This is a genomic window from Streptomyces incanus (genome assembly GCF_042656345.1).
Lineage (GTDB): Bacteria > Actinomycetota > Actinomycetes > Streptomycetales > Streptomycetaceae > Streptomyces > Streptomyces incanus.
Genome location: NZ_JBHSPC010000032.1, coordinates 67,622 through 88,163, shown reverse-complemented (window position 1 = coordinate 88,163; position 20,542 = coordinate 67,622). Strand labels below are relative to the sequence as shown.

The window sequence follows — 20,542 nt, the reverse complement described above, 5'->3', positions numbered from 1 at the left end:
TGCGCCGGCTCAAGTCGCCGGCGAGCTGTATGGGATGTCCCCGACCACCCCCGACCCTACCTCTCCGGGGCCACGCCCGTGACATCGAGTCGGGCCATACCCGGCAGGCCGGGCCTTACCTGCCAGTAGGGTACGGACCGCCCAGGCCGAGAGCCCCTGTGCGGCCCCTCCACCAAGGCAACTTGACCAGGGGCGGGAGGCCTTCCCGGTGTCCCGCCACCGGGCCGGAGTCCGCAGATGCCCCCGCCCGCCTTCTCACCGATCGGCCACCGGCCGACCGGGGTCGATCCGTGAACGGGGCGCCGGAGGGCTTGGCGGCGAGGGTCCGTCCGGCGGCGGCGGGGGTCCTTCCGGCGGCAGCGGTCCGTCCCTCCGGCAGCGGCGGTCCTTCCGGCGGCGGGAGTCCGTCCGACGACGGCGGTCCGTCCCTCCGGCCGCGGCGGTCCTTCCGGCGGTGGGGGTCCGACGACAGCGGCGGGAGTCCCTCCGGCGGCGGCGGTCCATCCGACGGCAGCGGCGGGAGTCCCTCCGGCGGCGGGAATCCTTCCGGCGACGATGGCGGGGCGTCGACGGCCGGCGCGGGCCGGCAGGGCCGGCCCGGGCCGGGTGGCCGGCCGGGCTGCCCCGAACGGGAGGGCGTCAGCCGACGAGGTTGTCGGCGAGTTCCTCGCCGATGTTGGCCTCCGTACCCGGGATGCCGAGGTCGGCGGCGCGCTTGTCGGCCATCGCGAGCAGCCGGCGGATCCGGCCGGCCACGGCGTCCTTGGTCAGCGCCGGGTCGGCCAGCGCGCCCAGCTCCTCCAGCGAGGCCTGTTTGTGCTCCATGCGCAGCCGGCCGGCCGCGGCGAGGTGCTCGGGAACGTCGTCGGCGAGGATCTCCAGGGCCCGCTGCACCCGGGCACCGGCGGCGACGGCCGCGCGGGCCGAGCGGCGCAGGTTGGCGTCGTCGAAGTTGGCCAGCCGGTTCGCCGTGGCGCGCACCTCGCGGCGCATCCGGCGTTCCTCCCAGGCCAGCACCGAGTCGTGCGCGCCGAGCCGGGTGAGCAGGGCGCCGATGGCGTCGCCGTCCCGGACGACGACCCGGTCCACGCCGCGCACCTCGCGGGCCTTGGAGGGGATGGACAGCCGACGCGCGGCGCCGACCAGGGCGAGCGCGGCCTCCGGGCCGGGGCAGGTCACCTCCAGCGAGCAGGAGCGGCCCGGTTCGGTCAGGGAGCCGTGCGCCAGGAACGCCCCGCGCCAGGCGGCCTCGGCGTCGCAGGTGGCCCCCGAGACCACCTGCGGGGGCAGGCCACGGATCGGGCGGCCCCGTCCGTCCACCAGGCCGGTCTGGCGGGCCAGCTGGTCGCCGCCCGCGACCACCCGGACGACATAGCGCGAGCCGCGGCGCAGCCCGCCCGGTGCCATCACGATCAGTTCGGAGCCGTGTCCGAAGATCTCCAGGATGTCCCGCTTGAGGCGGCGGGCGGCCATCGCCGTGTCCAGCTCCGCCTCGATCACGATGCGCCCGCTCACCAGGTGGAGGCCGCCGGCGAACCGCAGAACGGCGGAGACCTCCGCCTTTCTGCAGCAGGTCCGCGTGACGGGGAGCCGGGAGACCTCGTCCTTCACCGCTGCCGTCATCGCCATGGGCCGATCCTTCCATGCATCCGAAAAATACGGTCGTACGCGGCGGCCAGCAGCTCCGGGTCGTGCCGGGGGCTTCCGTCGGGCCGGGCCACCGGCGCCAGCTCGACCGCGGCGCCGAGCCGCTCGGCGGCGTCGGTCAGCAAGTCGCGGTCGGGCACGGCGGCCTCGTCGGCCAGCACCACGTCCAGGGCGAGTTTAGGGGCGTGTCGTCCCAAAACCTCCACATGACGCTGCGGGGAGAAGCCCTCGGTTTCTCCGGGCTGCGGGGCGAGGTTCAGGGAGAGCACCCGGCGCGCCTTGGTCCGGATGAGCGCGTCCAGCAGTTCTGGCACCAGGAGGTGCGGGATGACCGAGGAGAACCAGGAGCCGGGGCCGAGCACCACCCAGTCGGCGTCCAGGACCGCCTCGACCGCCTCAGGGACGGCGGGCGGGTCGTTCGGCACGAGGTGCACGGACTGCACCTCACCGGGGGTGAGGGCGACGGTCGCCTGCCCGCGGACGATGTCCACGGCCTCGGGGTGCTCCGGGTCATGGCCCAGCACCTGGGCCTGGAGCTCCAGCGGTACGGCGGACATGGGCAGCACCCGCCCGTGCGCGCCGAGCAGCCGGCCCACCAGGTCCAGGGCCTGGACGTGGTCGCCGAGTTGCTCCCACAGGGCGACGATCAGCAGATTGCCGACCGCGTGCTCGTGCAGGTCCCCCTTGGACTGGAAGCGGTGCTGGATGACCCGGGCCCAGGTCTGGCCCCATTCGTCGTCGCCACACAGCGCGGCCAGCGCCTTGCGCAGATCGCCGGGCGGCAGTACGCCCAGTTCGTCGCGGAGCCGCCCGCTGGAGCCGCCGTCGTCGGCCACGGTGACGACGGCGGTGAGGTCTCCGGTGATCCGGCGCAGCGCGGCGAGCGAGGCGGACAGCCCCATGCCGCCGCCGAGGGCGACCACCTTGGGCTGGGTGCCCCGGCGTCGCGGTTTGGCGCCGCGGGCCTCGACCGGCCGACCGGCGCGCCCTTCGGGCATCACCCGGCGCAGCCGGTGCAGCCGCGGAGTACGTGCGGTCATTCCCGTCCCATGTCCCGGTGGACGACCACCGTCTCCACGCCCTCCGCGGCGAGTCGGGCGGCGAGCTTCTCCGACATGGCGACCGACCGGTGCTTGCCACCGGTGCAGCCGACGGCGATGGTCACGTAGCGCTTGCCCTCACGGCGGTAGCCCGCGGCGATCAGCCGCAGCAGCTCGGCGTACCGGTCGAGGAACTCCTTGGCGCCGGGCTGGTTGAAGACGTACGCCGCCACCTCCTCGTTGCGGCCGGTGAACGGGCGCAGTTCCGGGACCCAGTGCGGGTTGGGCAGGAACCGCATGTCCACGACCAGGTCGGCGTCGACCGGGAGGCCGTACTTGAAGCCGAAGGACATCACGGTGGCCCGCAGTTCGGGCTCCTCGTCGCCGGCGAACTGGGCGTCCATCTTGGCGCGGAGTTCGTGCACGTTGAGGCTGGAGGTGTCGATCACCAGGTCGGCGTCGCCGCGCAGTTCGCGCAGCAGTTCGCGCTCGGCGGCGATGCCGTCGACGATGCGGCCGTCGCCCTGGAGGGGGTGCGGGCGGCGCACCGACTCGAAGCGGCGCACCAGGGCTTCCTCGGAGGACTCCAGGAAGACGATCCGCCGGGTGACGCCCCGGGCGTCGAGGTCGGCGAGGGATTCGCGGAGGTTGTCGAAGAAGCGTCGGCCGCGGACGTCGACGACGACCGCGATCCGGGCCACGTTGCCCTGGGAACGGGCACCGAGCTCCACCATGGTGGGGATCAGCGCGGGCGGGAGGTTGTCGACGACGAACCAGCCCAGGTCCTCCAGACACTTCGCGGCCGTGGAGCGGCCGGCCCCGGACATGCCGGAGATGATCACCAGCTCGGGGATCGCCGCCTCGGGGGCCCCGGCCGTTTCCTTGCCCGTACTCACCTGTGCTCCGTCACCTGTTCCGTCGCCGTCGTCCTGCCGTGTCCCAAGACCTGCGTCCTGGGCCGTGTCCCGGCCGGTGGCCCGGGCCGCGGCCGCGCCCGCATCCTGACCAGTGTCCTGGCGTGTCTCGTGCTCGGTCATCTCTCCAACCCCCGTCGGTCGTCCGGGGCGCCCGCGGACACGGGCTCCCCGGGAGAGCCCCCGGACTTCCCGGGTTCCTCCACGTCGTCCATGCCAACCATGTCACCCACATCATCCATGTCATCCACGATCTCGCCCGTCGCCGTGTTCACGGCGGGACCGGCGGGGACTGTGCCGGCGAGGGCCGCCGTGATCGCCTCGGCCGTCTTGCGGCCTATGCCGGGCACCTCGCAGATCTGCTCGACGGTCGCCGCCCGCAGCTTCTTCACCGAGCCGAAGTGCTTGATCAGCGCCTGCTTGCGGGTTTCGCCGAGGCCGGGCACGTCGTCCAGCGGACCGGACCGGAAGCGTTTGGCCCGCTTGACGCGCTGATAGCTGATGGCGAAGCGGTGCGCCTCGTCCCGGACGCGCTGGAGCAGGTAGAGGCCCTCGCTGGTGCGGGGCAGCACCACCGGGTCGTCCTCGCCCGGCAGCCACACCTCCTCCAGCCGCTTGGCGAGGCCGCACACCGCGATGTCGTCGATGCCGAGCTCGTCCAGGGCCCGGTGGGCCGCCGCGACCTGGGGGGCGCCACCGTCGACGACCACCAGCTGGGGCGGGTACGCGAAGCGCTTGGGACGGCCGTCGTCCTCGGTGAGCGTGCTCGCGGAGGGTACGGCGGGGCCGTCGGCGGTCCCGTCCGGGCCTAGGGCGCCCTCGGCGCCGGCGGTCCCGTCCGGGGCCGGGGTCCCGTCCACGCCGGCCACCTCACCGCCGGTCCCGGCCCCTGGCTCCTCACCGTCGCTCCACTCGCCGGTCCTCTCCTTGTCGGCGAGATAGCGCCGGAAGCGGCGGGTGATCACCTCGTGCATGGACCGGACGTCGTCCTGGCCGGCGAAGCTCTTGATCTGGAAACGGCGGTACTCGCTCTTGCGGGCCAGCCCGTCCTCGAAGACGACCATGGAGGCCACGACGTCGTCGCCCTGGAGGTGCGAGATGTCGTAGCACTCGATCCGCAGCGGGGCGCTGTCCAGGCCGAGGGCGTCGGCGATCTCCTCCAGCGCGCGCGAGCGTGTGGTCAGGTCGGAGGCGCGCTTGGTCTTGTGCAGGACGAGGGCCTGCTGGGCGTTGCGCTCCACGGTCTCCATCAGGGCCCGCTTGTCCCCGCGCTGCGGGACCCGCAGCGAGACGCCCGAGCCGCGCCGTCCGGTGAGCCACTGCTGGACCGGCTCCACCGGGTCGGGCAGCGCGGGGACCAGGACCTCTCTGGGGACGGCGTCGCCGGTCTCCTCGCCGTACAGCTGCTGCAGGGCGTGCTCCACGAGGGCGCCGGTGGTGATCTCCTCCACCTTGTCGGTGACCCAGCCCCGCTGGCCGCGCACGCGTCCGCCGCGCACGTGGAAGATCTGGACGGCCGCCTCCAGCTCGTCCTCGGCGACCGCGATCAGGTCGGCGTCGGTGGCGTCGGCGAGCACCACCGCGCTCTTCTCCATGGCCTTCTTCAGAGCCCCGATGTCGTCCCGCAGGCGGGCGGCCCGCTCGTACTCCATCTCCTCGGCCGCCTCGGTCATCCGCTGCTCCAGGCGACGCAGATGGGCGCCGGTGCGGCCGGCCATGAAGTCGCAGAACTCCTCCGCGAGTTCGCGGTGCTCCTCGGCGGAGATCCGCTCCACGCAGGGCGCCGAGCACTTGCCGATGTAGCCGAGCAGGCAGGGGCGGCCCGTGCGGGCGGCGTTCTTGAAGACACCGGTCGAGCAGGTGCGCACCGGGAACACCCGCAGCAGCAGGTCCACGGTGTCGCGGATCGCCCACGCGTGCCCGTACGGACCGAAGTACCGGACGCCCTTCTTCTTGTGACCGCGCATCACCTGCACGCGCGGGAACTCCTCGTTCATGGTCACCGCGAGGTACGGGTAGCTCTTGTCGTCGCGGTACTTGACGTTGAAGCGGGGGTCGTACTCCTTGATCCAGGAGTACTCCAGCTGGAGCGCCTCGACCTCCGTGGACACCACCGTCCACTCCACGGAGACGGCCGTGGTGACCATGGTGCGGGTGCGCGGGTGGAGCCCGGCGAGGTCCTGGAAGTAGTTCGCCAGGCGCTGACGCAGGCTCTTCGCCTTTCCGACGTAGATCACCCGGCGGTGCTCGTCGCGGAACCGGTAGACCCCCGGCGAGTCGGGGATCTCACCCGGTTTGGGGCGGTAGCTGGAGGGGTCGGCCATGTCTCACACCCTACTGGCGGGGACCGACACGGCGGCGGAGCCGTGCGACCACCGGCCGGGCACCGCTCCGGAAGGGTTATGACCGGTGGGAAGCGGGAATGTGGGGAGTCCGGCCCCTCGGGCGGGATGCCAGCAGAATGCGGACGCGGTCACGAGTCGGAGGGCTGGTCGGACAATGCGACAGACACGGATCGAGAAAACACGACGGCCGGCCGCCCGCGCCCGCCGGTACGCGGACGAGACGGCCGCCCTCCTCGACTCCCTCGACCCACGCGACCCCGACATCGTGCGCGCCAAGCGCCTGGGGCCGCGTCCGAAGAGCGGCCAGGACGCGGCAGGCCAGTCGTAGGGGAGAGTCGCAGAGAAGTCGCGGGGAAGCCCTTCGCAGCAGGGCGTCAGGGGCCGTGCCGACCCGAAGGTCGGCACGGCCCCTCACGTGTGCGCACCGCGCGTGCGCACACGCGGTGCCCGCTTGTTGGGCATCAGGTGTTGTCGGGAATTGGTCAACACGCTTCAATGCGGGGGAACTCGGGGCCCTGAACGGCGGCGTACGGATGTGAAGACCCGTCCGCGCCGGCGGGGGAGGGCCCCGGGGTGCGCCGAGCGAACGGCCTGACCAGCCGTTGTGGACATTCAGAGAAAGGCCCCTGCATGCCGCACGCCACACCGCACACGGACACGGACACCACCATCGCGAAACTGGACTCGGCCCTGCGCGGCGGCCCCTTCCATGTCGCCCTGCGGGCCGCGATAGCCGCCCGCGGCCTGCCGCTGCAACGGGTGCAGCACCATCTGTCGCGCCACGGCGTGAAGGTGGGTGTCACCAGCCTCAGTTACTGGCAACAGGGCGCCCGCCGCCCACAGCGCGCGGAGTCGCTGCGGGCCGTACGGGCGCTGGAGGAGATTCTGGAGTTGCCGGAGGAGTCGCTGATCCGTCTGCTCGCCGAGTCCGACGAGCAGACGCCGGGCGGCCGTCCCGCGGGCCGTTCCTACCGCTCGCTGGTCGAGACCTCGGGCGTCCTCGCGGGACTGCTGGCCGAGCTCGACGCCACGCGGGACAGCGGGCTGCAGACCCTGGGGCACCACGAGCGGGTCCGGATCGGGGCGCACCGGGAGCTGGCGGAACGTGAGTCCCACCACATCGTGCGCGCGCACCGGGACGGCATCGACCGCTTCGTGGCCGTCCACTACGGCGACCCCGGTTCCGCACCGGCCCGGATGACCGTGCACTCCCTGGAGAACTGCCGCACCGGCCGCGTCCGCTGGCAGCAGGACACCGGTGTGCTCGCGGCCGAGCTGCTCTTCGACACGCGGCTGCGGGCCGGTGACACGTTCCTGTTCCGGTACGCCGTCGAGGACGGCACGGCCGGTGTCTCGCGCGAGTACCTGCACGGGACGGACGCCCCCGGCGGCCAGTACGCGCTCCAGGTGTGCTTCGACGCCGGGGCGCTCCCGGCACACTGCCACCGGTTCACCCAGCACTCCACGGCGGCACCGCGCGGCGGCCGTCAGGAGCTGGCGGTCAGCGTTCTGCACCGCTCGGTGCATCTGGTCGAACCGCGCGTGCGCTCGGGATATGTGGGGATCGGCTGGGACTGGGACTGAGGCTCAGCTCAGAGCTGAGTCTCAGCCTTGCGGCTCAGGTCTGCGGCTTCGCGACGATCGTGCCGTTCCGTACCTCGACGGAGAGCGGTATCAGCGGCGCCACCGCCGGCTCGCGCAGCACCTTGCCGGTGGTGGCGTCGAACTCGCTCCCGTGGCACGGGCAGATCAGCTTCGTCCCCTTCAGCTGGTTGATGGGACAGCTCGCGTGTGTGCAGAGGGTGCTGTACGCCGTGAAGGAGCCGTCCTCGTCCCGGCTGACGACGACGTTGTGGTCCCAGTACAGCTTGCTGCTCCCCCGGGCGACCTCGCTCTCCGCGCCGAGTTCGACGGGCCCGGTCGGCTGCGAGGGCCTCTCCTCGCCTCCCCCGCAGGCGGTGAGGCCGAGTCCGGCCACAGGGGCGAGGGCCATGCCTCTCAGAACGGTACGGCGGCTCGCGGCGGATCGGCCGGACATGGGGTTCTCCACTGGTCGGACGGCGGTACGGGGCGACCTTACCGGGGGCGATCCCTCCGGTCGCCGGGCGGGGAGCGGGTGAGGACGGTGAGACGGGACACGGTGTACACGAGGGCGTAAGCGCTTGCGCAAACGTTTACGTCTGCCGCTGGATGGGATAGCTTCCCCGTCACGGAGCTGCGGCAGGGCATCTGCGTCGGCCGGGTGCGCGAAGGGAGTGGGCGATGGCGACCATGACGGACGTGGCGCGGTGCGCCGGGGTCTCGGTCGCGACCGTCTCGCACGTCCTGAACGGCACACGGCCGGTCCTCCCGCACACCCGCCAGGCGGTCCTGGACGCCGTCGAGGAGCTCGGCTACACCCCGAACACGCTGGCCCGCTCACTGGTGACCGCCCGCACCCGTTCGATCGGGCTCGCGGTGTCGGCGATCAGCAACCCGTACTTCACCGAGATCCTCCAAGGCGTCGAGTCGGCCGCCCTGGAGCACGGCTACAGCCTGCTCATCGCCGATCCGCACGACGACCCCGAACACGAGCGCAAGGTCGTGCAGCTGCTGCACGAGCGCCGGGTGGAGGGCATGATCGTCGCTCCCTCCTCACAGCCGCGCGAGCTGCTCGCCTACCTCGGGCGCCATCGCGTACCGGCCGTGTTCCTCGACCGGGTGGTCGAGGGCTCCGGCGAGGGCGGCCCACGCTTCGACCAGGTCTGCGCCGAGAACACGGAGCCGACGGCCCGGCTGGTCACGCACCTCGCCGGGCTCGGCCACCACCGGATCGCCCTGGTCGCGGGGCGGCCCGGGTTCAGCACCACCGCCGAGCGGATCACCGGGTACCGGCACGGCCTCGCGAGTGCGGGACTGCCGTTCGACGAACGGCTCCTGGTGCACGGCGACTCCGAGTCGGCCGGTGCCGAACGGGCCACCGGTGATCTGCTCTCCCTCGGCGCTCCCCCGACCGCGCTGGTCACCGGGAACAACGCCATGACGATCGGCGCCCTGCGCGCCCTGCGCGCCCACGGTCTCTCCGTGCCCGGGGACATCGCGCTGTGCTGCTTCGACGACTTCGCCTGGGCGGACCTGTTCTCCCCCCGGCTCACCGCGATCGCCCAGCCCAGCAGGGACATCGGCGCCCGTGCCGTCCAGGTGCTCCTGGACCGGCTCGCCGTCCCGGACCGGCCCGCGCGGACCGAACGGCTCTCCTGCGCCTTCGTACACCGCACGTCCTGCGGCTGCCCGGACCCGCAGGACCCCCCGGAGCGGCCTGCGCAGTCCCAGTAGCCCCTACGGCCTCGGCACACGCAGCAGACCCACCAGCAGACCCACAGCCCGACAACCCAGCAGCCCTAGAAAGGGACCCCTCGTGATCGTCATAGCCGGTGAGGCACTGATCGACCTGGTACCGCAGGGGGCGGGCGCGCTCGCGGCGCTGACGCCGGCGCTCGGTGGCGGCCCCTACAACACGGCGGTGGCGCTGGGCCGTCTCGGCTCCCCCGCCGCCTTCTGCTCCCGGGTGTCCCGCGACGCCTTCGGCGAGGCGCTGCTGGACCGGCTGCGGGAGACCGGCGTGGTGGTGTCGTCGGTGCAGCGCGGTGACGAGCCGACGACGCTCGCCGTCCCCGCGGTCGCGGCGGACGGCTCGGCGGTCTACTCCTTCTACGTGGAGGGGACGGCGGATCGGCTGTTCACGGCGCCGGACGCTTTGCCGGCCGGCACCCGCGCGGTGTCCTTCGGCACCTGCTCCCTCGTGCTGGAGCCGGGGGCGAGCGCGTACGAGGAGCTGATGCGCACCGCCCACGCGCGCGGTGTGTTCACCGCACTGGATCCCAACATCCGGCCGGGGCTGATCCCGGACCCCGACGCCTACCGGGCCCGGTTCCTGAGCTGGCTGCCGTCGGTGTCGCTGCTGAAGCTGTCCGAGGAGGACGCCCGGTGGCTCGGCGGCACGCCCGCGCGGTGGCTGGCGGCCGGTCCGGCGGCGGTCGTGGTCACCCGGGGCGGTGACGGGCTGACCGTGTTCACTCGGGAGGGCGGCGAGTACTCCGTGCCGGGTGAACGGGTCGAGGTGGTGGACACGATCGGCGCGGGCGACACCGTCAACGCGGCGCTGCTGCACGGCCTGGCAGCCCGGGGCGCGCTCAACGAGCGGGGGGTGGCCGTGCTGGGCGCGGACGGCTGGCGGGAGCTGCTCGGCTTCGCGGCGCGCGCGGCGGCGATCACCTGCTCACGCGCGGGTGCCGAGCCTCCGTACGCCCACGAGCTGGACGGCTGAGCCCTCCGTCCGAGGCATGAACCGCCGGACAGGCCGTGAGGGCCGTAAGCCTTCGGGCCGCGCCCCGCGGGGTTCTCCCACGGAGCACGGCTCTTGCACCGCCTTCGCGCTGTCCGACCGGGGTGAGCGACCCGGCGGATCCGGGTCCGGATCCGCCGGGTCGTTCACCTCGGGTCGAGCGGGTCAGGCCTTGGCCGTCCGGGCCGTCCCCTTACCGGCGGTCTTCGCGGCGGTCTTCGCCGGGGCCTTCTTCGCCGCCGCCTTGCGCGGCGCCCGCACCGGGGCGGCGTCGCTGATCCGGTCCGCGCCGAGGACGTCGCGCAGGAACTTGCCGGTGTGGCTGGCCGGGACCGCTGCAATCTGCTCGGGCGTGCCCTCCGCGACGACCAGGCCGCCACCGGAACCGCCCTCGGGTCCCATGTCGACGACCCAGTCGGCGGTCTTGATCACATCGAGGTTGTGCTCGATGACGATGACCGTGTTGCCCTTGTCGACCAGGCCGGACAGGACGGTCAGCAGCTTGCTGATGTCCTCGAAGTGCAGTCCGGTGGTCGGCTCGTCCAGGACGTAGACCGTGCGGCCGGTGGAGCGCCGCTGCAGCTCGCTCGCGAGCTTCACCCGCTGGGCCTCGCCGCCCGACAGGGTGGTGGCCGCCTGACCGAGCCGGACGTACCCCAGACCGACGTCGTGGAGCGTCTTCATGTGGCGGGAGATCGCCGGGACGGCCTCGAAGAAGTGCATGGCCTCCTCGATCGGCATGTTCAGGACGTCGGCGACGGACTTGCCCTTGTAGTGGACCTCCAGGGTCTCCCGGTTGTAGCGGGCGCCGTGGCAGACCTCGCACGGGACGTACACGTCCGGGAGGAAGTTCATCTCGATCTTGATGGTGCCGTCGCCCGCGCAGTTCTCGCAGCGGCCGCCCTTGACGTTGAAGGAGAAGCGGCCGGGCAGGTAGCCACGGACCTTCGCCTCGGCCGTCTCGGCGAATAGCTTGCGGACGTGGTCGAAGACGCCGGTGTACGTCGCCGGGTTGGAGCGCGGGGTGCGGCCGATGGGCGACTGGTCGACATGCACGACCTTGTCGACCAGGTCGTCGCCGTCCACGCGGGTGTGCCGGCCGGGGACGCTGCGGGCGCCGTTCAGCTCACGGGCCAGGTGGGTGTACAGGATGTCGTTGACCAGCGTGGACTTGCCGGAGCCGGAGACGCCGGTGACCGCGGTGAACACGCCGAGGGGGAAGGACACCTCGATGTCCTGCAGGTTGTTCTCCCGGGCGCCGTGCACCGTGAGGAGACTCGACGGGTCGATCGGGCGGCGGAGGTCCGGCAGCGGGATGGCCTTCCGGCCGGACAGGTACTGGCCGGTCTGCGACTCGGTGTTCTCGAGCAGCTCCTTCAGGGCTCCGCTGTGCACGACCTTGCCGCCGTGCTCACCGGCGCCCGGACCGATGTCGACGATCCAGTCGGCGACCTTGATGGTGTCCTCGTCGTGCTCGACGACGATGAGCGTGTTGCCCATGTCGCGGAGTCTGACCAGGGTCTCGATCAGCCGGTGGTTGTCGCGCTGGTGCAGGCCGATGGACGGCTCGTCGAGGACGTAGAGGACGCCGACGAGGCCGGAGCCGATCTGGGTGGCCAGGCGGATGCGCTGGGCCTCGCCGCCGGAGAGGGTGCCCGCCGCGCGGTTCAGCGAGAGGTAGTCGAGGCCGACGTCGACCAGGAACCGCAGCCGCTCGTTGACCTCCTTCAGCACTCGCTCGGCGATCTTCTTGTCGCGGGCGGAGAGCTTCATCGCGCCCAGGAAGTCCGCGCACTCGCTGATGGACATGGCCGAGACCTCGGCGATCGACTTCCCCAGGACCGTGACGGCGAGAATGATCGGCTTGAGGCGGGTGCCTTCGCACGAGGGGCAGGCGACCTCGCGCATGTAGCCCTCGAAGCGCTCGCGGCTGGCGTCGGTCTCGGCCTCGCTGTGCCGGCGCTTGACGAAGGGGAGGGCGCCCTCGAAGGCCGTCGTGTACCGGCGCTCGCGTCCGTACCGGTTGCGGTAGCGGACCTCGACCTGGGTCTTGTGACCGTGCAGCAGGGCCTTCTTGGCGCGCTGCGGCAGACCGGCGAAGGGGATGTCCGTGCGGAAGCCCAGCGCGTCGGCGAGGGCTCCGATCAGCCGGGCGAAGTAGTCCTTGGTGTGGCCGTGCGACCAAGGGTGGATGGCGCCCTCGTCGAGGCTCTTGTCCGGGTCGGGGACGATCAGTTCCGGGTCGACCTCCATGCGCGTGCCGATGCCGGAGCACTCGGGGCAGGCGCCGAAGGGCGAGTTGAAGGAGAAGGAGCGGGGCTCCAACTCCTCGAAGGACAGGTCGTCGTACGGGCAGTACAGGTGCTCGGAGAACATGCGCTCGCGCTCGGGGTCGTCCTCGGGGAGGTCGACGAAGTCGAGCACGACCATGCCGCCGGACAGGCCGAGCGCGGTCTCCACGGAGTCGGTGAGGCGGCGCTTGGCGCTGTCCTTCACGGTGAGGCGGTCGACGACCACCTCGATGGTGTGCTTCTCCTGCTTCTTCAGTGTGGGCGGGGTGGCGAGCTGGATGGTCTCGCCGTCCACCCGCGCGCGGGAGTAGCCCTTGGACTGGAGGTCGGCGAAGAGGTCCACGAACTCGCCCTTGCGCTCCCGCACCAGCGGCGACAGCACCTGGAAGCGGCTGCCCTCCGACAGCTCCAGCACCCGGTCGACGATGGCCTGCGGGGACTGACGCGAGATGGGGCGGAAACACTGGGGGCAGTGCGGTGTGCCGATGCGTGCGAAGAGCAGCCGCAGGTAGTCGTAGACCTCGGTGATGGTGCCCACGGTGGAGCGCGGGTTGCGCGAGGTCGACTTCTGGTCGATGGAGACCGCCGGGGACAGCCCTTCGATGAAGTCGACGTCCGGCTTGTCCATCTGGCCGAGGAACTGCCGGGCGTACGAGGAGAGCGACTCCACGTAGCGCCGCTGCCCCTCGGCGAAGATCGTGTCGAAGGCCAGTGAGGACTTGCCCGACCCCGACAGGCCCGTGAAGACGATGAGCGCGTCGCGCGGGAGGTCGAGCGAGACATTCTTGAGGTTGTGCTCGCGCGCTCCACGGACGATGAGACGGTCGGCCACGCCGGTCCGCACCTTTCTGAGAGGAGTGACAGGGGCGGGGCCCCCGTGTCTTCCCACACTAGGGCGAGCCACTGACAACGCCGGTCGGATTCACGGGGTGACAACAATCCCCGGCTCTCCAGCATGCCCGACGCCACGACCGAGCTTATAGCACGTACATTCGATTCACGGTCTCCCTTCGCCACCTTCACCCGAAGGTGTGGCGTGACTAGGGTCGGCGCCATGACTGATCACGTTCATGACCTGGCATCCGTACACGATGCGACCGAGCGGCTGCTCCTCGCGGTCGGCGCACTGGACAACGCCACTGTGACGCAGACGTCACGGCTTCCGGGCTGGACCCGTGGACATGTGCTGGCTCACATCGCGCGCAACGCGGACGCCTTGGTGAACGTCCTGGAGGGGCGTGCGATGTACGTCTCCAGCGCCGCCCGGGAGGCCGACATCGAGCGGGACGCCTCGCGCCCCCTCGACGTCCAGCTCGCGGACCTGCGGGAGGCGGCAGCCCGCTTCCAGCGGGTGGGCGCGGCACCGGCGGACTGGTCGCGCACCCTGGAGCTGCGAGGCGGTGTCACGGACCGGGCGGCCCGGGTGCCGTTCCGGCGCTGGGTCGAGGTGGAACTGCACCACGTGGACCTCGGCATCGGCTACGAGTTGGAGGATCTGCCGGAGGATTTCACCGAGCGGGAGATCCGCTTCCTGAGGGCGCGGTTCGACGGCCACCAGGACGTGCCCACGACGCGGCTGACCACGAGTGACGGCCGGTCCTGGACCACCGGCGGCGGCGCACCGGGCGACCCGGTCGAGGTCGAGGGTCCGGCCGCCGACCTGCTCGGCTGGCTCTCCGGACGCCGCGATGGCTCCGGGCTGACGGTGAAGGTCGGCACCCTGCCTGCCCTTCCCCCACTATAGGCTGGTCACCATGACGTACAGCGGGCGTGTGACGGTCGGCGGATCGGCCGACGTGCACGAACTCAAAGACCTGATGATCACCAAGGTCGCCGTCGGGCCCATGGACAACAACGCCTATCTGCTGCGCTGCCGGGCCACCGACGAGCAGCTACTGATCGACGCGGCCAACGACGCGGACACCCTGCTGGGCACGATCGGTGACGACGGCATCGCGTCCGTCGTCACCACGCACCGGCACGGTGATCACTGGCAGGCGCTCGCCCGGGTGGTGGCGGCCACCGGTGCCCGCACCCACGCGGGCCGGGACGACGCCGAGGGCATCCCGGTGCCGACGGACGTCCTGGTCGACGACGGCGACACGATCCGGGTGGGGCGGGTGGAACTCACCGCGCGCCATCTCGTCGGCCACACCCCCGGCTCGATCGCCCTCGTCTACGACGATCCGCACGGGCATCCCCATGTGTTCACCGGGGACTGCCTGTTTCCGGGCGGTCCTGGGCGGACAACACAGCCGGAGGACTTCCGGAGCCTGATGGGCGGCCTGGAAGCGAAGGTCTTCACCCTGCCCGATGAGACGTGGGTCTATCCCGGGCACGGCGACGACACCACCCTCGGGGATGAGCGCCCACACCTCGAGGAGTGGCGGGCCCGCGGCTGGTAGCCGCCAGGCCCTCGAGCGGTTCAATCACAGAGAAGCCCCCAGCTGTCCGGCCGGGGGCTTCGTCGTGCTCGAGGTCGTCACTCCTCCCCGCGAGCTCCATCGCTGCGCTCGGCCTGGATCTGTGCCGCAATGCGCCGCACCCACTCACGGCTATAGGGCGTGTGGTCGGAGATGTCGGTTAGCGATAGGCCGGCGCCGCGGGCGTCGGCCACCAGCCCATCGAGCGCCTTGCGGGTCTTCTCGTGGGCTTCTGTCGCACGGTCGAGCTTCTTGAGGAACGCCCTGCGCTCCGCCTCGCTGGGCTTGGGTGGCTGGCTGGTCATGACCAGCATGTTCCCACACCTATGCATCTACTCGATAGACGAATCTTCAAGATCTTCCGTCTACTTAGTTGCAAGGTGACGCACTCTCATGCCATGCTGTTCCTGCAACAAAGTAGACGGCCCTCGGCGGTGTTGGAGCACCGACCGAGGGCCTGACGGAACAACCCGACTAGACCGGGAGCCCGCTGTGCTCAAGCTTCTCACGTCCCCTCGTACCGCCCGCACCGTGCGCGGCCTGATCGGGAACCTCATCGAGACGGCCGCCGACGCCGTCCGCTCCCTCGCCCCCGCCGAGGTCGAGCCGGTCGTCGAGGTCGCCCCGGACCCGGCCGGCCTGTACGAGGCGGACGAGATGCCCGCCACCGAGGCGATCGAGGCCGCCGCCGCCGAGTACGAGCGCGCCGCCGACCAGGCCCGCCGCGCCGACCGCGGCAAGCGCGCTGCGAAGAAGGTCCTCGACCGGCTCCCGGCCGGCGTGTACGGCGCCTGGCGGATCTTCCGCACCCCGTCGTCCCGGCAGACCCCGGACCTGGCGGAGATCACCCGCATCTTCAAGGCCCACGGCCTGGGCCCGGTCCCGATGAAGCCGTGCGCGGCCTCCCTCAAGGTCGAGGCCGTCGAGGTCGCCGCCCTGGCGGTGGCCGCATGAACGCCGCCGAAGTCAGCCAGATCATCAAGACCCACAAGCTCAGCGAGAACATGCTCCGCGCGCTCTACACCGGGGAAGACGGGGAGCCGGTGGCTTGCACCGCCAGCACGGAGCGCGCCCTTATCGCCCGTGAGCTGATCCACCCGACGGAGAGCATGCTGACGCCCAAGGGCGCCGCCCTCATCGCGGAACTGCGAGCACCGCGCGTAGCCACGCCGAAGCGTCCCGCCCGCACCGCCGCTGACCTCCCGGCAGGCACCCGCGTCACGACCCCCGAGGGGCGGACGGGAACGGTCAACGGATACGACATCGGACGCGTCGCCAACTCGAACCACCCCAACTACGGCCGCGAGTACGTCGGCGTCGAGCTGGACCCCATCGAGGGCGCTGCGCCCGGCACCGGGCGCACTCGGCAGTTCGTCGACGAGCTGCGCATCGACCGCCTCGCGCCCGAGGCGAGCACCGCCTCTCTGGCTCCCGGATCGGCGGTGGCCCGGTGAGCGCCCTCCTCGGCCGCCTGATGGCGAAGACCACCCCGGGCCCCAACGGCTGCGTCATCTTCACCGGCAGCACCGTCGAGGGATACGGCCAGATCTTCGCCGCCGGCCGCCGTGAGCTGACCCACCGGGTCGCCTACCTGCTGCTGGTCGGGGAGATCCCGGAGGGCATGCGCGTCAGCCACCTCTGCCACACGGCTGACACCAGCTGCCCCGGCGGGAAGGCGTGCCTGCACCGACGCTGCATCAACCGCGACCACCTCACCGCGCGTTCGCAGTCCGACGTCAGCCGGGAGGGGCACGGCCGCAAGATGAAGCCCGCCGGCTCCGCGCGGCTGACCCGCCGGGAGCGTGACGAGCAGGTGGCCGCCAGCCGCAGCGCGGGAGACAGGGAGGCGTTCGCCGCCTTGTACCGCCGTCACGCGCCCTCGATCACGGGTCTGGTGCTGACGCTGGTCCGGGACCGCAACGTGGCGCTTGCCGAGGACCTGACGGCGGAGGCGTTCATCCGGGCGTGGAGGGCGTGGCCGAAGTGCCGGGCCACCACGGACGTGCAGCGCCGGGCGTGGCTGCGGACGATCGTCCGCCACACGGTCATCGACCACTACCGGGTGAAGGCCAACACCGCCGAGACGGCGATGGACCCGACGGCCTGGCAGTACGCGAACCGCGCGGTTGACGCCTCCGACACGGCGGGCTGCTACGCCCTGGCCCGTACCGGCCGGCGCTCGCTCGCCACCCACTGACCACTGCTTCGACGGCCCCCGCACAAGCGGGCGGCCCCGGCAGGTGCTCGCAACACCCGCCGGGGCCTAGGCCGAACCCCTATTCACCAGGGAGAAGGACCATGCAGAACACCGTACAGACCATCCCCGCCGCGTTCATCGAGCCGAAGCCGGCCGTCGTCGAGGACCGCACCGTCACCTACCCGCTGCGCTCCGGCGGCTTCCTCGCCGTCGACTGCCCCGCCTGGTGCACCGCCGACCACGCCGACGACATCGAGCGCGGCATCGACCCCGTCGACCTGCAGCACACGGGCGCCCCGATCAGCCTCGGCTTCGACGACGTCGACGGCGAGCGGGAGACCATCCTCGAGGCCCGCCTCGTTCAGTGGCCGTTCGACCCCGACGGCGACACGAAGCCGCACATCGACCTCACCCCCGAGGCCAGCAGCGGCGAAAGCCTGATCTGCCGCAACCGCATCGAGCTCGACGAGCAGATCCGCCGGGTCCGCGCCCACCTCAACGAGCTGATCCGGCTGGGTGACCGGCTCGCCCAGGCGCAGGCCGACGACCACGCCGAGCGGGCCGCCGCCCGCGGCACCGGCAAGCCGTGGCTGTCGCTGTCCCGCACCGACGTGCAGTCGATGCCGATCGCCTACCTGCTGAAGGCGTTCGGTGTGCGGGCCGTGGAGACCGAGGACATCGGCCGTAAGGCCGTGCTCGCCCTGGTCGGGGAGCCGGGGGCGATGGAGCTGCGCATGCTGCCGGACCTGCCGCAGCAGCTGCGGGAGGACCAGACCCGCCGCGCCCTGCTCGCCTGGCACGACGCCCAGACCAGCAGCCGTGGCTGAGTCCCTTCCGCTGGTGCGGCGCCTCCCCTCCGAGGCGCCGCCCCACCCCCGACACCCTGGGAGCAACCCGGTGAGCACCTCCTACAACCCGCTGCACGACCCGGACGACACCGAGGTCTTCCCGGCGCCCCTGGATCGTGAGCTGCGGGCGGTCCGCGAGTACCTGGACCGGGTGGCCACGGCCAACATCCACGACCACCAGGCGATGGTGAAGGCCGCGGTCGGCCTGCACTACCGGATGCGCTCCCTGATCGCCGCGGTGGACGCCGAGCGGGGTGAGGGCCAGTGAGCACCGCGCCCCGCCGGCAGGACCCGCGTTACCGGGACGGCGTCGTCATCCTGCTGACCCTCGACCGCGGTGAGGTCGTCGTACCCGAGCCCGCCTGGTGCCGCGGCCACGACGACGACCTGGTCGGCCACCTCGCCGACGTCACCCACAACGGGCCCGCGGTCCGCGCCGACGCCGTCACCGCCCAGTACGGGCCGCTGCAGGTCATGGAGGCGCGCATCAGCTGGGCGCCCCACGGCCAGGTGCAGCCGGAGCCGGCGCCGCTGCTCGCGATCCGCGTGGACGTCGAGGTCACCGTCGCCGTCGAGGACGGCCGCCACCTCGCCCAGGCCCTGCGTGCCGCAGCCGTCCGCATCGACCGCACCCTCGACGAGGTCGCCCGCCTGCGAGGTGACCGCCCGTGAGCGCCAAGAAGTGGCCCGTGCGCCGCCCGACCGAGCACGCCGCCCTCCGCCGCCTCGAGCGGTCGGCCCGTCCCCTCCCGTCCGTACCCGCCCTGATGGCCGCGCTGCTCGACGCGAACGAGCGCCGCGACCGTGAAGGCGTCTGCCTGGCCGCGCACCGTGTCGTGCGGGCCGCCGAGGAGTACTCATGAGCAACGTCAAGAAGGCGGCGCCCTGGCTGCTGCCCGCCACGCTCACCGCCATCGCCATCGTGTGGGCCGTCACCGCCATCGGCGGCATCCTCGCCGCGACCGCTCACCCCGCGTTCGCCTACTCCGTCGCCGTTCTCTACGACGCCGTATGGCTGTACGCCCTGGCGCAGGAGACCGCGCACCGCCGGCAGGGATCCAGTGCCCGACTACCGAAGGCGATCGGCTGGGTGTTCCTGCCGCTGACCGTCGCGGTACTGACCGTTCACGGGCTGCTCGCTGGGGACGTCCTGGCCGCCGTGGTCGGCGCCCTGATCCCTGTCCTGGCCAAGGTGACGTTGGTGATGGCGATCGACCGGGACCGTACCCGGATCAGTGCCCGCGCTCAGGCCGCCATCGACCGGACCCGTGCCGCGACCCGTGACCGCATCGCCGTGTCCCGGGCTGTAGCGGCGGCCCGCGCCGACGAGACCACGGCGGCAGCCGACATCGTGAAGGGCGCCCGGGAGGCGGAAGCGAAGGCGGTCACGGTCACGCACGACGCCTACGAAAAGTACGCCGAAGTGATGGACCAGCACCCCCTGCCCGAGCCGGTCGGCGAGCTGCCCGGCCTGGTCTCCGACAGCGACCTCGAGGCCCTGCTGTCGGGCGGTGTGCCGGAGCCCGTTCCTGCACTTGGCACGGGGGGTGACGGGGCTTCGGGTGACCGGTCCGGCACGGAGGACGGCACGCCCGCGCTGGAGTCGGCGAAGGAAGCCAACAGCCGTGCGGTGGCGCTGCTGGCCGCGGAGCTGTACGCGACCGATCCGCCGCCGTCCAAGCGGAAGTTCCGGGCTGCGATGCGCGCCGCGATGAACACCCGCGGGCTGACCGGAGCGTGGGACGTAATCGATGCCCTGTACGACCGTGAGAAGCAGCTCGCCGAGGGTGGTGACCGGTCATGAAGTGGCTTCTCCTCGGCGCCCTGCTCGGGCTGCTCCTGACCATCCCGCAGGCGCCCGCCCTGGCCGTCGCCGCCGTGGCCGTGCTGGCGTCCCAGCCGCTGCTGGTCGCGTTCGTCCTCGGCATCCTCGCCCGCCCGTACCTGCCCCGGCTGGGGAGGTGGACGCGGTGAGCGACGCCCTCGAGAAGGCCGCGGCCGACGTGGTGGCCGCCGCCGACAACACCCGGCAGGTGGAACTCATCGCCGCGGTCCTCGCCGCGCAGCAGCTCCTCGCCCAGCAGCAGCCGCCCCAGCCGACCCCGGTGCCGCGGTCCGAGTTCGACACGCGGAAGTGGCTGACGCTCGGCTTCCTCGGCATCGCCGGCGGCCTGGTCGCCTCCCTCTTCGCGATCGCCGTCGCCATCGGCGCCGTGTCCGTCGCGATCCTCGCCCTGGTCCTGCGCGGCCTGTGGCGCGACTACCTCAACAGCAAGTAACCCCCATCCCACCTGCAAGGAGTCCAGTCATGAGTGTTCGTTCCCGTGCCAGCCGTGAGCGCCGTACCCGCATCGGCCGCATCGCCCGCCAGATGCTGCGCGACCACGGCCGCGTCCGCCCCGCCGACGTCGTCTGGCTCGCCGTCAACGCCGGCATGAAGACCAGTCCCGGCGAGGTCCGCACCGTCCTGTGCCGCATGCGCCTGCACCGCTGACCTGCCCTTCCGTCCCGCA

The 20,542-nt window shown here is 71.9% G+C and carries 24 protein-coding genes; 17 read left to right on the top strand and 7 right to left on the bottom strand.

Annotated elements, in window-relative coordinates; all coding sequences use genetic code 11:
• Positions 1-639 precede the first annotated feature (639 nt).
• Genes whiA through uvrC form a run of 4 tightly spaced genes read right to left on the bottom strand, consistent with a single transcriptional unit; the run spans position 640 to position 5,925 of the window.
• Positions 640-1,629: a DNA-binding protein WhiA gene (gene whiA / locus ACFP2V_RS12285; protein WP_381209904.1), complete on the bottom strand. Its 990-nt coding sequence runs from the start codon at positions 1,627-1,629 to the stop codon at positions 640-642.
• Positions 1,620-2,687, bottom strand: a complete 1,068-nt coding sequence (locus tag ACFP2V_RS12280) for a gluconeogenesis factor YvcK family protein (RefSeq protein ID WP_381209901.1) — start codon at positions 2,685-2,687, stop codon at positions 1,620-1,622. The genes whiA and ACFP2V_RS12280 overlap by 10 nt, the downstream gene beginning before the upstream one ends.
• Positions 2,684-3,724 carry an RNase adapter RapZ gene (gene rapZ / locus ACFP2V_RS12275; RefSeq protein WP_381209898.1) on the bottom strand — a complete coding sequence of 347 codons (1,041 nt, stop codon included), beginning with the start codon at positions 3,722-3,724 and terminating at the stop codon, positions 2,684-2,686. The genes ACFP2V_RS12280 and rapZ overlap by 4 nt, the downstream gene beginning before the upstream one ends.
• The gene (gene uvrC, locus ACFP2V_RS12270) at positions 3,721-5,925 is read right to left on the bottom strand and encodes an excinuclease ABC subunit UvrC (RefSeq protein ID WP_381209895.1); all 2,205 of its coding nucleotides are present in this window, start codon (positions 5,923-5,925) and stop codon (positions 3,721-3,723) included. The genes rapZ and uvrC overlap by 4 nt, the downstream gene beginning before the upstream one ends.
• 175 nt (positions 5,926-6,100) lie before the next feature.
• Between uvrC and ACFP2V_RS12265 the strand changes: the two genes are divergently transcribed.
• Together ACFP2V_RS12265 and ACFP2V_RS12260 are read left to right on the top strand one after the other, a co-directional pair.
• Complete coding sequence (locus ACFP2V_RS12265; RefSeq protein WP_381209892.1) at positions 6,101-6,274, top strand: hypothetical protein; 174 nt, start codon at positions 6,101-6,103, stop codon at positions 6,272-6,274.
• A 302-nt stretch (positions 6,275-6,576) separates the two neighbouring features.
• Positions 6,577-7,530 (top strand): hypothetical protein, encoded by a 954-nt coding sequence (locus ACFP2V_RS12260; protein WP_381209888.1) that lies wholly within the window; start codon positions 6,577-6,579, stop codon positions 7,528-7,530.
• 34 nt (positions 7,531-7,564) lie between these two features.
• Here the strand turns inward: ACFP2V_RS12260 and ACFP2V_RS12255 are convergent, their stop codons facing one another.
• Positions 7,565-7,984 (bottom strand): Rieske (2Fe-2S) protein, encoded by a 420-nt coding sequence (locus ACFP2V_RS12255; RefSeq protein ID WP_381209885.1) that lies wholly within the window; start codon positions 7,982-7,984, stop codon positions 7,565-7,567.
• A gap of 224 nt (positions 7,985-8,208) precedes the next feature.
• Between ACFP2V_RS12255 and ACFP2V_RS12250 the strand changes: the two genes are divergently transcribed.
• Together ACFP2V_RS12250 and ACFP2V_RS12245 are read left to right on the top strand one after the other, a co-directional pair.
• A complete protein-coding gene (locus ACFP2V_RS12250) occupies positions 8,209-9,261 on the top strand; it encodes a LacI family DNA-binding transcriptional regulator (protein WP_381209882.1) in 1,053 nt (350 codons plus the stop codon).
• A gap of 82 nt (positions 9,262-9,343) precedes the next feature.
• Positions 9,344-10,252, top strand: a complete 909-nt coding sequence (locus ACFP2V_RS12245; RefSeq protein WP_381209879.1) for a carbohydrate kinase family protein — start codon at positions 9,344-9,346, stop codon at positions 10,250-10,252.
• Between the two features lie 183 nt (positions 10,253-10,435).
• Here ACFP2V_RS12245 and uvrA read toward each other — a convergent pair whose 3' ends face one another.
• Positions 10,436-13,393, bottom strand: a complete 2,958-nt coding sequence (gene uvrA, locus ACFP2V_RS12240; protein ID WP_381209876.1) for an excinuclease ABC subunit UvrA — start codon at positions 13,391-13,393, stop codon at positions 10,436-10,438.
• A 222-nt stretch (positions 13,394-13,615) separates the two neighbouring features.
• On the opposite strand from uvrA, the gene ACFP2V_RS12235 reads away from it, so the two are divergent.
• The gene (locus ACFP2V_RS12235; RefSeq protein WP_381209873.1) at positions 13,616-14,305 is read left to right on the top strand and encodes a maleylpyruvate isomerase family mycothiol-dependent enzyme; all 690 of its coding nucleotides are present in this window, start codon (positions 13,616-13,618) and stop codon (positions 14,303-14,305) included.
• A 10-nt stretch (positions 14,306-14,315) separates the two neighbouring features.
• Positions 14,316-14,966: an MBL fold metallo-hydrolase gene (locus ACFP2V_RS12230; RefSeq protein WP_381209870.1), complete on the top strand. Its 651-nt coding sequence runs from the start codon at positions 14,316-14,318 to the stop codon at positions 14,964-14,966.
• A gap of 77 nt (positions 14,967-15,043) precedes the next feature.
• Here the strand turns inward: ACFP2V_RS12230 and ACFP2V_RS12225 are convergent, their stop codons facing one another.
• Positions 15,044-15,298: a hypothetical protein gene (locus ACFP2V_RS12225; protein WP_381209867.1), complete on the bottom strand. Its 255-nt coding sequence runs from the start codon at positions 15,296-15,298 to the stop codon at positions 15,044-15,046.
• A gap of 178 nt (positions 15,299-15,476) precedes the next feature.
• On the opposite strand from ACFP2V_RS12225, the gene ACFP2V_RS12220 reads away from it, so the two are divergent.
• From ACFP2V_RS12220 to ACFP2V_RS12170, 11 genes are all read left to right on the top strand, one after another.
• On the top strand, positions 15,477-15,938 hold the full coding sequence (locus ACFP2V_RS12220) for a hypothetical protein (RefSeq protein WP_381209864.1): 462 nt from the start codon (positions 15,477-15,479) through the stop codon (positions 15,936-15,938).
• Positions 15,935-16,438 carry a hypothetical protein gene (locus tag ACFP2V_RS12215; RefSeq protein WP_381209861.1) on the top strand — a complete coding sequence of 168 codons (504 nt, stop codon included), beginning with the start codon at positions 15,935-15,937 and terminating at the stop codon, positions 16,436-16,438. The genes ACFP2V_RS12220 and ACFP2V_RS12215 overlap by 4 nt, the downstream gene beginning before the upstream one ends.
• Positions 16,435-17,181 carry a sigma factor gene (locus tag ACFP2V_RS12210; RefSeq protein WP_381209858.1) on the top strand — a complete coding sequence of 249 codons (747 nt, stop codon included), beginning with the start codon at positions 16,435-16,437 and terminating at the stop codon, positions 17,179-17,181. Before ACFP2V_RS12215 ends, ACFP2V_RS12210 begins: the two co-directional genes overlap by 4 nt.
• 101 nt (positions 17,182-17,282) lie before the next feature.
• Positions 17,283-18,008, top strand: coding sequence for a DUF6907 domain-containing protein (locus ACFP2V_RS12205; protein WP_381209855.1), 726 nt, complete (start codon positions 17,283-17,285; stop codon positions 18,006-18,008).
• Positions 18,009-18,078: 70 nt separating this feature from the next.
• Positions 18,079-18,297 carry a hypothetical protein gene (locus ACFP2V_RS12200; protein ID WP_381209852.1) on the top strand — a complete coding sequence of 73 codons (219 nt, stop codon included), beginning with the start codon at positions 18,079-18,081 and terminating at the stop codon, positions 18,295-18,297.
• Positions 18,294-18,701, top strand: coding sequence for a DUF6907 domain-containing protein (locus ACFP2V_RS12195; RefSeq protein WP_381209849.1), 408 nt, complete (start codon positions 18,294-18,296; stop codon positions 18,699-18,701). Before ACFP2V_RS12200 ends, ACFP2V_RS12195 begins: the two co-directional genes overlap by 4 nt.
• Complete coding sequence (locus ACFP2V_RS12190; RefSeq protein ID WP_381209846.1) at positions 18,698-18,892, top strand: hypothetical protein; 195 nt, start codon at positions 18,698-18,700, stop codon at positions 18,890-18,892. The genes ACFP2V_RS12195 and ACFP2V_RS12190 overlap by 4 nt, the downstream gene beginning before the upstream one ends.
• The gene (locus ACFP2V_RS12185) at positions 18,889-19,833 is read left to right on the top strand and encodes a hypothetical protein (RefSeq protein WP_381209843.1); all 945 of its coding nucleotides are present in this window, start codon (positions 18,889-18,891) and stop codon (positions 19,831-19,833) included. Before ACFP2V_RS12190 ends, ACFP2V_RS12185 begins: the two co-directional genes overlap by 4 nt.
• Positions 19,830-20,003, top strand: a complete 174-nt coding sequence (locus ACFP2V_RS12180) for a hypothetical protein (RefSeq protein ID WP_381209840.1) — start codon at positions 19,830-19,832, stop codon at positions 20,001-20,003. The genes ACFP2V_RS12185 and ACFP2V_RS12180 overlap by 4 nt, the downstream gene beginning before the upstream one ends.
• Positions 20,000-20,308: a hypothetical protein gene (locus ACFP2V_RS12175; protein WP_381209837.1), complete on the top strand. Its 309-nt coding sequence runs from the start codon at positions 20,000-20,002 to the stop codon at positions 20,306-20,308. Before ACFP2V_RS12180 ends, ACFP2V_RS12175 begins: the two co-directional genes overlap by 4 nt.
• Before the next feature lie 29 nt (positions 20,309-20,337).
• Entirely contained in the window at positions 20,338-20,523 is a 186-nt protein-coding gene (locus tag ACFP2V_RS12170) for a hypothetical protein (RefSeq protein WP_381209834.1), read from the top strand.
• Positions 20,524-20,542 lie beyond the last annotated feature (19 nt).